14 protein-coding genes are annotated in these 11,642 nt (G+C 36.6%); 7 read left to right on the forward strand and 7 right to left on the reverse strand.

Annotated elements, in window-relative coordinates:
• Positions 1–339 (reverse strand): MFS transporter (locus tag HMPREF2937_RS08355; RefSeq protein WP_142351426.1); only part of this gene is annotated, 339 nt, incomplete at its 3' end.
• 244 nt (positions 340–583) lie between these two features.
• Between HMPREF2937_RS08355 and HMPREF2937_RS08360 the strand changes: the two genes are divergently transcribed.
• The 7 genes from HMPREF2937_RS08360 to HMPREF2937_RS08390 all read left to right on the forward strand — a co-directional run bounded on the left by HMPREF2937_RS08360 (position 584) and on the right by HMPREF2937_RS08390 (position 6,049).
• Complete coding sequence (locus tag HMPREF2937_RS08360) at positions 584–2,353, forward strand: sensor histidine kinase (protein WP_070864376.1); 1,770 nt, start codon at positions 584–586, stop codon at positions 2,351–2,353.
• Positions 2,350–3,120: a response regulator transcription factor LytR gene (locus HMPREF2937_RS08365; RefSeq protein WP_002479763.1), complete on the forward strand. Its 771-nt coding sequence runs from the start codon at positions 2,350–2,352 to the stop codon at positions 3,118–3,120. The genes HMPREF2937_RS08360 and HMPREF2937_RS08365 overlap by 4 nt, the downstream gene beginning before the upstream one ends.
• Positions 3,121–3,369: 249 nt before the next feature.
• Positions 3,370–3,831 (forward strand): antiholin-like murein hydrolase modulator LrgA, encoded by a 462-nt coding sequence (lrgA, locus tag HMPREF2937_RS08370; RefSeq protein ID WP_002479764.1) that lies wholly within the window; start codon positions 3,370–3,372, stop codon positions 3,829–3,831.
• Entirely contained in the window at positions 3,828–4,529 is a 702-nt protein-coding gene (gene lrgB / locus HMPREF2937_RS08375) for an antiholin-like protein LrgB (RefSeq protein WP_002479765.1), read from the forward strand. The genes lrgA and lrgB overlap by 4 nt, the downstream gene beginning before the upstream one ends.
• A 234-nt stretch (positions 4,530–4,763) precedes the next feature.
• Positions 4,764–5,123 carry a DUF3147 family protein gene (locus HMPREF2937_RS08380; RefSeq protein ID WP_002479766.1) on the forward strand — a complete coding sequence of 120 codons (360 nt, stop codon included), beginning with the start codon at positions 4,764–4,766 and terminating at the stop codon, positions 5,121–5,123.
• Between the two features lie 19 nt (positions 5,124–5,142).
• A complete protein-coding gene (locus HMPREF2937_RS08385; protein WP_002479767.1) occupies positions 5,143–5,505 on the forward strand; it encodes a DUF3147 family protein in 363 nt (120 codons plus the stop codon).
• 1 nt (position 5,506) lies between these two features.
• Positions 5,507–6,049 carry a TetR/AcrR family transcriptional regulator gene (locus HMPREF2937_RS08390; RefSeq protein ID WP_002479768.1) on the forward strand — a complete coding sequence of 181 codons (543 nt, stop codon included), beginning with the start codon at positions 5,507–5,509 and terminating at the stop codon, positions 6,047–6,049.
• Between the two features lie 113 nt (positions 6,050–6,162).
• On the opposite strand, the gene HMPREF2937_RS08395 is transcribed toward HMPREF2937_RS08390, so the two are convergent.
• From HMPREF2937_RS08395 to HMPREF2937_RS08420, 6 genes are all read right to left on the reverse strand, one after another.
• Complete coding sequence (locus tag HMPREF2937_RS08395; RefSeq protein WP_023015080.1) at positions 6,163–6,930, reverse strand: alpha/beta hydrolase; 768 nt, start codon at positions 6,928–6,930, stop codon at positions 6,163–6,165.
• A 93-nt stretch (positions 6,931–7,023) separates the two neighbouring features.
• Positions 7,024–7,713: an ABC transporter permease gene (locus tag HMPREF2937_RS08400; protein WP_002479770.1), complete on the reverse strand. Its 690-nt coding sequence runs from the start codon at positions 7,711–7,713 to the stop codon at positions 7,024–7,026.
• Entirely contained in the window at positions 7,713–8,657 is a 945-nt protein-coding gene (locus HMPREF2937_RS08405) for an osmoprotectant ABC transporter substrate-binding protein (protein ID WP_002479771.1), read from the reverse strand. The genes HMPREF2937_RS08400 and HMPREF2937_RS08405 overlap by 1 nt, the downstream gene beginning before the upstream one ends.
• A 31-nt stretch (positions 8,658–8,688) precedes the next feature.
• Positions 8,689–9,318: an ABC transporter permease gene (locus HMPREF2937_RS08410; protein ID WP_002479772.1), complete on the reverse strand. Its 630-nt coding sequence runs from the start codon at positions 9,316–9,318 to the stop codon at positions 8,689–8,691.
• A complete protein-coding gene (locus tag HMPREF2937_RS08415; protein WP_070864377.1) occupies positions 9,318–10,532 on the reverse strand; it encodes a betaine/proline/choline family ABC transporter ATP-binding protein in 1,215 nt (404 codons plus the stop codon). Before HMPREF2937_RS08415 ends, HMPREF2937_RS08410 begins: the two co-directional genes overlap by 1 nt.
• Positions 10,533–10,999: 467 nt before the next feature.
• Entirely contained in the window at positions 11,000–11,596 is a 597-nt protein-coding gene (locus HMPREF2937_RS08420; protein WP_070864378.1) for a YdeI/OmpD-associated family protein, read from the reverse strand.
• Positions 11,597–11,642 lie beyond the last annotated feature (46 nt).

Genomic DNA, 11,642 nt, shown 5'->3' on the forward strand with positions numbered 1-11,642 from the left:
AGAAAAACCTTGAATGATTCGACCGATAATCAATAATGCTGATAAATTGGAAACAATAATCAACAGTGAGCCCACGACACTGAGGATTAATCCAATATACGTCATCTTGACACGCCCGATTTTATCTGCGATACTTCCGGCCCCCACAACGAACAAACCAGAGAATAACGCTGTCAAGCTGACCGCAATATTGATCGTTCCTGCATTTGAACTAAAGGATTCTTGAAGTGTCGGTACCACATTCAATACAGACTGTGCGAACAGCCAGAATGTGATGACCCCAAGAATGATACCTAACAACAATCTGTTGTCACCTTTGAACGGTCTTGTTGCTGTCATATTTAATTCCTCCTATACCCCTGCAAAAAAATCGAAAAAAATAGCGATTTAGCTTATGCTACAATAGCAATATAAACTAAACCTATCATTTTCAATATATGAAATATCTTACAACAATTTCAACTTAAATTCTATAAATACATGCGATTTCGCTTAAATATAAGTGTTACTTTACATCAATAGTATAGAATATAATTAATTATGGTTATGTTGTCACAAAATTCGAACATTACAGGTGATTTCAATGCTCAACTTATTTATGCTTTTACTCGAACGTGTCGGCTTGATTATTTTGCTCGCTTACCTCTTGATGAACTTCAATTATTTCAAGAATTTGATGCATCATCGAGAAACTTGGCGTGCGAAATGGCAGCTTGCGATTATGTTTGTCATCTTTGCTTTGCTCTCTAACGTAACGGGTGTCGTGATTAGAGATTCGCAAATTTTATCAGGTCAACTCTATACTCATTTAGCTCCTGATACTTCACTCGCAAATACACGTGTGTTGACTATCGGTGTTTCAGGACTCGTCGGCGGACCTGGTGTCGCTTTAGTTGTAGGGATTATCTCAGGTATCTATCGATTTTATATCGGTGGTGCGAATGCTTTTACATATTTCGTATCTTCTATCTTAATTGCGCTTGTGTCAGGCTATGTCGGCCGTTACTATTTAAAAGCACGACGCTACCCTCCTATTTTCTTAGGTGTCATTGTCGGTGCGTTATTAGAAGTCATTCAAATGACATGTATTCTGTTGTTTGCTGAACATTCTGGTCATGCTTGGTCGCTTGTGAGTTTCATTGCGATTCCAATGACTTTAATGAACAGTATCGGTACCGCAATTTTCTTATCTATTATTATTTCTACAATTAAACAAGAAGAACAAATGCGTGGAGTTCAAACTCATGATGTCTTACAACTGGCTAATGAAACTTTACCTTACTTCAGAGAAGGTTTGACTGAAGCATCTGCTTTTAAAGCCGCACAAATCATTAAGGATTTAATGCAAGTCCAAGCGGTTGCGATTACCAATCGCCATGATATTTTAGCCCATGTCGGTGCAGGCAGTGATCATCATGTGCCGCAAAAAGCGATTATTACAGATTTATCTAAAACGGTGATTCAAAGTGGAAAAATCAAAGAAGCACATTCACGTGAAGAAATCGGATGTCACCATCCGAATTGTCCATTAGAAGCCGCCATAGTGATTCCGCTTCATATTAAAGACAAAGTAGTCGGTACGTTAAAACTGTATTTTACAGATGCACATCGATTAACCTTTGTGGAAAAGCAATTAGCCACAGGTCTAGCCAATATTTTCTCAAGTCAGCTGGAACTTGGCCAAGCAGAAACACAAAGCAAGTTATTAAAAGACGCTGAAATCAAGTCATTACAAGCGCAAGTTAATCCGCATTTCTTCTTTAATGCGATTAATACAATTTCTGCTTTAGTCAGAATTGATAGTGAAAAAGCGCGTAATTTATTACTGCAACTGAGCCAATTCTTCCGTTCAAACTTACAAGGTGCACGCAATAACACCATTACGCTTGATAAAGAATTACAACAAGTTGAAGCTTATCTTTCATTAGAACAAGCACGCTTCCCTAACCGCTTCAACATCGACTTTGACATTGATCCAGCAGCACAGCATGCACTCTTACCACCGTTTATCATCCAAGTCTTGGTCGAAAACGCTATTCGTCATGCGTTTAGAAATCGTCGTTCTAACAACAATGTCAAAGTTACAGTAAAACTCGAAGCACATTACTTATATCTCACTGTTAAAGATAATGGTATGGGCATTCCTAAAAACAAAATGCCTTATATCGGCAAAGCCATTGTACATTCTGAATCTGGCGGTACAGGCAGTGCGTTAGAAAACTTGAATTTGAGATTATCGGGTCTATATGGACCAATGTCTATGTTGAAAATTAATTCTAATGAAGATGGAACAACAGTCCGTTGTGCCATTCCATATCGCACACAAAGTGACAAAGGAGGTCAATTGATTTGAAAACTTTAATCGTAGATGATGAGCCATTAGCACGTAATGAATTAAATTACTTACTGACACAAAATGGTCAATTCGACAAAATAGAAGAAGCTGAAACAATCTCAGAAACCTTAGAAAAATTATTATACGATACGTATGATGTCATCTTTTTAGACATTCATCTGATGGATGAAAGCGGATTGGATTTAGCTGAAAAAATTAAGAAAATGCGTCAGCCTCCTTATATTATCTTTGCGACAGCACATGACAACTTTGCGGTAAAAGCCTTTGAACTGAATGCGACAGATTATATACTGAAGCCGTTTGAACAAGCGCGTATTGACGCGGCAGTTGCCCGCGTGGCTGCTCAACTGCAAACTCATACAAAAACAGAAACTGAAGTTAAATCAGAAGAGACGAACCATCAACAACAGAAACAAAAATCCACAGACAAGGCACCTGAAGTCTTACCGATTGAAGTAGATGAACGTATCTATGTGTTGAATCAAAAAGATATTATCGCGTTAACAGTAAATAATAAAAGAACAACGCTGCATACATTAACCCATGATTATGAAACATCAGAACCTATGAATAATTACGCAAAGCGTTTAGATGAGAAACAATTTATTCGTATTCACCGCGCGACCATTATCAACAAAGCACATATTCAAACTGTAGAACCTTGGTTCAATTATACGTATCAAGTTACTATGACCAATGATCTCAAAGTACAAGTCAGTCGTTCTTATATGAAAGCATTTAAACAAACTATTGGGTTAGAGTAACTCTAATCAATCAAACGACAAAAGCCTAGTTTCCACTTTACAAGAAACTAGGCTTTTTTGTATTTCAATTCTACTTTTCAGCAACTCAGATTGCTTCGCTTACATTCCAGAAATATTACTCTGAATTTCAACTTCTGATTAGTGCAACTCGCATACGAATACTCGCATCTCATCGTGAAAACGCACACAATCTCGTTTTTTCGTCTTAAACTAGAGACAAGATAAAGAAACGAACGGAGGCAATCCACGATGGAAAAAGCACAAGCAAACGTTAAAAAAACAAGCAAAACAGCAAAAGCGTATTCATTCTTACATCAAGTCCTTGTCATCAGTATCATTTTATTAATTTCAAAAATTATCGAAAGTTTCATCCCTATTCCAATGCCGGCATCAGTGATTGGTTTAGTATTGATGTTCATCGCACTTTCAACAGGCATCATTAAACTCGGTGAAGTTGAAGGCGTGGGAACTGCGCTGACAAACAATATCGGTTTCCTATTCGTACCGGCTGGTATTTCAGTCATCAACTCACTTGGTATTTTAAGCAAGAGTCCGATATTAATTATCTTGTTGATTATTATTTCAACTGTTTTATTACTACTTTGTACTGGATTTGTTTCTCAAATATTAGTAAAGGGTTCACCTATTAAACGTAAATCTGAACAACATTCAGTCAAACATCACAATAGAGTTGCGGAGGATCATGTATGATTGAACATTTAGGCATTAACACACCGTATTTTGGTATCTTGTTATCTGTGATTCCTTTCTTAGTTGCCACATACTTCTTTAAAAAGACCAATGGTTTCTTCTTATTAGCACCATTATTTGTCAGTATGGTCTTTGGGATTGCGTTTTTAAAGGTAACTGGGATCAGTTATGAAAACTATAAAATCGGCGGAGACATTATCAACTTCTTCTTAGAACCTGCAACTATCTGTTTTGCGATTCCGTTGTATAAAAAACGTGACGTACTTAAAAAATATTGGGTTAAAATTTTCAGCGGTATTGCATTAGGTACAGTCATCGCAATCTTCGGTATCTATGCATTCGCTAAATTATTCCAATTCGGAAGCGGTATTGTGGCATCAATGATTCCGCAAGCTGCGACAACTGCCATCGCTTTACCTGTATCAGATGGTATCGGCGGCGTAAAAGAATTAACATCTTTAGCAGTGATTTTAAACGCAGTCATTATTTATGCATTAGGTAATAAACTATTACGCTTCTTCCACATTGATAATCCGATTGCACGTGGACTAGCGTTAGGAACAAGTGGCCATACACTCGGTGTTTCTGCAGCACAAGAACTTGGTGAAACAGAAACTTCAATGGCGAGCATCGCGGTTGTATTAGTGGGTGTCATCGTTGTCGCAATCGTTCCTTTCTTAGCAACAATTTTATTGTAAGACCTCTTACCTACCACAGCTTTAATTTTCCATTCGTTTAGAGACAGGATGACCTGTCTCTATTTTTTTGATTTATTAACATGAATTAAATGTAAGCGTTTTAATTTAAAGTTTTCATTAAATGTTCAATTATGAAGAGTTGTATCCTGTTTACAAGAAAATATGTGCGTATTACACTATTAGTAAACGATACGTTTCGTTTTAAAACTATATAGGTTGGGATGAATTTTCATTATGTTCGGCATTTCATTAATAAGCTTGATCATCCGCTTTATATTCGGTGGATTGGCTGTTACTTTGGCGACTGTTATCGCGTCAAAACTCGGCGGCAAATTGGGTGGTATCTTTTCTACTTTCCCAGCTGTTTATTTAGCTGCCTTAGTCACATTATCTGTTGACTTTTCCGGCAATAAATTAGTTTATGAATCTATCCACTTAAGTGCTGGTGCTGTTATCGGTATTATCGGCTGTATTATCAGTGTCGCTTTAACAGCAATCGCGGTAAAACATATCGGATATAGAAAAGGCGCAGTATTCTCTATCGCCTGCTGGTTTGTTTTATCTTGTATCATCCTAGCACTGAAACATATTTAATCGGAGGTTTGAATAAAAAATGAAAATGCTATTGGTTAAATTTTTAGCCGGCGGCATGTCCGTCTGCTTGAGTTATATAGTATCTGTTATTATTCCATGGAAAGAATTCGGCGGTATCTTCGCAGTATTTCCAGCTGTATTCTTAATCGCTTTAATTGCTTCTGGTATCCAATATGGTGACAAAGTTGCAGCTCATGTCAGTAATGGTGCAGTATTCGGTATGACAGGTGTTTTATTCAACATCTTAGCTACTTGGTTGATGTTAGTTTGGACAAACAACTGGATTCTCAGTATTTTCGTTGGTTTAATTGCATGGTTCTTGAGCGCAATCATCATTTTTGAGATAGTAGAGAAACTAGCACATTTGAAACGAGGTCATTAATATGGCAGGCAGACCAAAAGATCCGAAGATAAATATAAGGATTTTTGATGAGTTAGGCAAAATGTTAGAACGTGAATCCTATAATTCTATTACTATAGATGAATTAGCTGAAAATACACAGATTTCAAAGGCGACTATTTATCGTCGTTGGAAAGATAAAGACAGTATGATTATTGATATGTTTTTAAACAAGGCACATTCTGATGTCACACTTCAAGGTGATTTCTTTGAAGATTTATATGCCACTTTGATTAAAATCACACGTCTTTATAAAACACCATTAGGTAAAGCAGTCATTCAAATCTTATTAACCAATGAAGAGAATGACTTGCGCAATCACTTTATGGAAGATTATTTCAACCAATATCGTCAGATGTTAAAACAAGTCAGCGCACCTTATATACCAGAGGAACATCAAGATATGTTTATTGATTTAATCTTCTCACCGATTTATTTTAATATCTTAATTAAACCTGAAGTGCTTACAGATGAATATATCTATAACATGTTAAATACTGTGATTGATGCCTATCGCCCTTCTTAACCTTTCAGCTGTTTAACAAGAATAGAAAATGATATAAAAAATCCCCTCAAACCTATTTTTGAGTTTGAGGGGAATTTTTTTATCACTGTGTTTCTATTTCGCTGATTTCTATATTATTTTCTATCTTTTAAGAACCAATCTAATGCATATTCAATTGCTTTATCCCAGTAAGCATAATCATGTTTACCTGGGCCATCTTCGAATTGATATGCGATTTTTTTGTCATCTAAATAACTGATGAAATCACGGTTGTCTTGGTATAAATCGTCTTCTGTACCGCACATAATCAATAATTCAGGAATATCTAATCCTTTTTCTATTGCTTGATCTACCAAGTAATAAGGGTCAAGTTCTGTTCCTCTAGCCGCTGTTTTCTCTCCTAATATCGCATGTTTAGAGAAGTCATGCCAATCTATATTCATCAACCAGTCAGGTGTAAAGACCGCAGATAATGGTGCTGCTTTAGAAAAGCGCTCTGTTTGTGTTAATGCATATTTGATTGTGCCATAACCACCCATAGAATGACCTGCGATAAAGTGGTCTTCACGACGTTTAGATAACGGTAAGATTTGAAGCGCATAATCAAATACTTCTAATACATAATCATAATAATTATGACCATAACCCATATTCGCATAACCACTGTGATCGCCTGCTGGCATAATCACTGCGATTTGACGTTCTTTCGCATAACGTTCTAAACTTGTAAATCTTAAATAAGATGTTTCATCGCTTGATAAACCATGTAGTAATAAAAGCACAGGTAATTCTTTTGCGGGTTTACCTGTTTCAAATTGTGAAGGTTCTTCTGGTAAAAACGCATTAAAGCGTTGTTCTTTACCTAATGTGATTGAATCATAATTAACTTGTAACCATGCCATAATAAGTTCCTCCTTATGATTAGTTTCAATACCAATGATAAAGGTATCGCATATCAGATGAAATCATCTTGCATGCGATACCTTCTAATTTAATTATCCATCTACACCTTGAGGTAGTGGACCTTTCGGTTTTCTTTTCTTCACAGGGTCGAGACGTTTTTCTAAGAATCTTAAAACAATATCGATGATGACTGCAATTAAAGCAATTGGAATCGCACCTGCAAGAATGAATGTTGTGCCGTCTGTCGCGTTTGTACCACGGATGATAATATCACCCAGTGTCGGTGCACCGATGAATGAACCAACCGCTACAACACCAATTGCGACAACTAATGCGATACGTAAGCCACCGATAATCACTGATAAAGCTAGTGGTAATTCAATCATACGCAATACTTGATTACCTGTCATACCCATACCTTTACCAGCATCTTTGATATTGGCATCGACACCGATAATACCTGAGTATGTGTTCTGAATAATCGGTAATAAGGCATATAAGAATACAGTGACTACAACTGTTGTTGGACCTAATCCCATGACTAACATCAGAATGGCTAACATTGCGATAACAGGAACTGTTTGAATGATGTTCGCAATAGTAATGACAGTCTTAGATAATTTGCCGAATCTTGAAATCAGAATACCAATTGGAATTCCGACAATCGCAGCAAAGATGACGCCATAAACTGACATGAGTAAGTGTTGGAAGAAAAGTCCCCACAGATAACCGGCGTTCAATGAATAGTATTCAATCAGCTGTTGGAATAAATTACCTTTCATTATTTTTGCCCGCCTTTCTTATCTTCGAAATAATTATGTTTTTGTAAGAACTCTTCGGCTACGACTGCAGGCTCTTTACCTTGTCCGTCTGCTTCATAGTTCAAATGCTGCATTTCTTCTGTTGAAATTTTGCCTTCTAATTTTTTCAATGCTGTATTAATTTCAGGATGTTTCTTTAATAAATCTTTTTTAGCAACTGGACTCGCATCATATGGCGGGAAGAATTTTCTATCGTCTTTTAATACTTTCAAGTCATATGCCGCGATACGTCCATCAGTTGAATAACCTAATGCAACATCTAGTTTTTTACTTTTCAATGCATCGTAAACTAAACCGATTTGCATTGGACGTACAGTATTAAAACTAATGCCGTACTCTTTTTTGAATCCTGGATAACCGTCACCTTTACGGTTCAACCAAGAACTATCTACACCTAAGCGTAACTCTTTTTCATGTTTCTTTAAGTCAGAAACTGTTTCTAAGTCATATTTTTCTGCTGTTTCTTTTGTCACCATGAAAGCGTACGTGTTATCAAAACCGTAAGAATCAAAGAATTTTTGATTAAATTTTTTATCGAATCCTTCTTGTGTCACTTTCATTGCTTTTTTAGGATCCTTAATTGGATCTTCACCTAAAGCACCGACTAAGTCCGTACCTGTATAACGTGTACCTGAAACATTCGCGTCACCGTTCATCAACGCGTTATGTTGGATGGTACTTGAACCCATATTATTAATTAATGTCGGTTTGATTTTATCTTTTGTTTCGTGCTCAATCATTAAGCGCACCATATGTGACATGATTTGAGACTCACTTGTTGCAAGTGATGTAATTTCTACTGAATCATCATCTGCACGACCACCGCCTAAACCAGGCAGACTGCATCCAGATAATACAACAAGACAAGTCACCATCAGAATCAAGTATTTTTTTATCTGTTTCATAAAGTTCCAATGTCCTCCCTATCTGGATATTTTATGCTTTTAAGCCTTTTGGTACTGCCCATTTTTCTACTGCGCGTAGTACGTAATCGACAATTAATGCTAATGCTGTAACAAGTACTGCAGCACTCACAATCATGATTGGGTTATATAAGTTCAATCCGTTGAAGACGAAGTCTCCTAAACCGCCTGCACCTACATAACTTGCAAGTGTTGCCCAACTGATAACATACACACTTGATAAGCGGATACCACTTAGAATTAACGGTAATGCTAAAGGCATCTCAACATCTTTCATCAATTGGAATTTTGTCATTCCCATACTGATCGCTGCTTGGCGAACATCTGGATTGATATTTTGAACACCTAATACAGTGTTATTTAAAATCGGTAATAAGATATACACAAACAATGCGATAATTGCTGGTGTTTTACCTACACCGAAAATTGGAATCATAATGGCTAATACTGCAAGTGTCGGAATCGTTTGCAGCACACCTGCTGTTGTTAATACAATACTTGCTGCTTTTTTAGTTTTAGCTAACAAAATACCGATCGGCACTGCTACGACGATAGCGATGAGAAGCGCAACAATAGAAATAAAGAAATGTTCGCCCGTCTTTTGAATCAGTTCGCCGCCATATTCTTGAAGGAATTCTTTCATTATCGCTCAACTCCTGCATCCGACGTTTTTTCGTGATCCATTTCTACCGGTGCTTCTTTAATACCTGATGCTTCAGATTCTTGTAGCGCTTCTTCAGCACCTTCACCCCAAATGCTGTCATAAACAATATCTACTAAGTTGGCACGTGTGATTAAGCCGACTAATGTGTCGTGATCATCAACCACCGGCACGTTACGTACGTTACGTTTTAAAATAGTACGTACTGTGTCTTGTAATTTACTATTCACGTTTACGCGATAAATATCACGTTGCATTGTATCAATCAGTTCTTTACCTGCACGTAATCCTTGATTGATATCTTCAATGTCCATGTAACCTAAGAATCTGTCTTGGTTAGTTACTACAAAGATTGTATCGATACGATGGCGACGCATCACATCAACCGCATGGTTTAATGAATCGTCTGCACGAACTGTAATTGGTTTAATCATCGCATCTTCTACTGTACGCATATTCGGACGGTCTTGAATCAAGCGGTTTTGACCGATGAAATCACGTACGAAGTCATTCGCTGGATGACGTAAAATATTATCTGGTGTGTCGAATTGAACGACTTTACCTTCAGACATAATACAAATCTTATCTGCAAGTTTGATTGCTTCATCCATATCATGTGTAACGAAAACAAATGTTTTACCTAGTTTTTGTTGTAACTCTTTAACTAAGTCTTGTAATGTATCACGTGTAATCGGGTCTAAAGCACCGAACGGTTCGTCCATTAAGATAATGTCTTGTTCAGCTGCTAAAGCACGTACAACCCCGATACGTTGTTGTTGTCCGCCTGATAATTCAGATGGATAACGATCTAAGTATTCTTCTGGTAAGTCAACTAATTTAATTAACTCACGTGCTTTTTTATCTTTCTTTTCTTCTGGCCATTTTAATAATTTTGGAACCAGTACAATGTTTTCTTTGATTGTCATGTGCGGCATTAAACCGATTTGTTGAATCACATAACCAATGCTGCGGCGTAATTCTACCGCATTCATCTTTCTGACATCTTTGCTATCAATCGTAATTTGTCCTTTCGTTGCTTCAATCATACGATTGATCATACGTAAAGCAGTTGTTTTACCACTACCACTTGTACCAATAAATGCAACAAATTCCCCTGATTGAATATCAAGCGAGATATCATCTACCGCTTTTTTACCTCCAGGGTAAACCTTAGATAAGTTCTTAATACTAAGCATTAAAGTAATTCCTTTCTTTATCGAATTTGTTTAAGCCTAAAGTAAGTTCTAAGTTGTGAGTAAAGAACAGTCTGTCTATTGTTCTCTGTACACACACTAAAAGCAGTCAATAAAAAAATCACTTGCCCAATGTTTCAATAACTTAACGGATAAGTTTCTAAACAAAGTCGCAAATGACTTGTTAATTGCTTTAGATTCGGTTGCGCTGCAACCTTCACCTCAACTACGTTATAATACAGCGCTGTTCAACAGTGTCTGTTCTTTTGTTCAATACAATAAATTAAAAATTGTATCTTCGACTTACTTGATTAATAGTGTACTTTATAACTATAACACAAACTAAACCATTTGGTCGGATTAATCGCGAAATTTTTTGAAAAAAATTGACATATTTTTAAAATTTCATAATTTAGAGTGGATTAAATCAATATTTAATCCCTACCGCGTAACTAAATTACTTAAAACGACTAATCATTCATACCTTTACCTGCTAAAATTTGAGCTTTGTATTTTTTAACACGTGCTTTTCTTGTAGCTTCCCGTTTGGCTTGGCCGATAAAATACATATACTGGCGTTGACGCCCAGGAGTAAGATTGTTAAATGCTTCATTTAACTGTTCGTCCGCTTCCAACGCTGCTTGTAATTCTTGCGGCATGTCATACTCCTCAGTCTTTTTCATTTCGACCTTTTTACCAGAACGTTCAATTTCCACTGCTTCATCCACATAAGCTGCAATCATTTCTGATTCTGCTTCGATTTGAGCAAGTGATGTAAAACGTAATTGTCTTGCTGCTTGTACATTTTTAGTTTGTTGAATCAACTTATGTTCTGGATCCTTCATTAAAGCACCCTTATGAAACAATAATGCACAATAATCTTTGAAACCATGAATCAACACCACATTTTTATCATTCAAGGTATAACATGGGTGCATCCATTTGTAATCCTCTGTTAATTCTTCATTTTTCAAGATAATAGCACGTAGTGCTTTATATTCATCATGCCACTCCTGCGCACGTGTGAAATATGCTTCTGCTTTATCATTTAATCTGTTCTTTGTCATTGTTGTGCTCCTTTTTTTACAGGCTTAATATACCATAGCCATTTAT

Source organism: Staphylococcus sp. HMSC061G12, assembly GCF_001838465.1.
Lineage (GTDB): Bacteria > Bacillota > Bacilli > Staphylococcales > Staphylococcaceae > Staphylococcus > Staphylococcus simulans.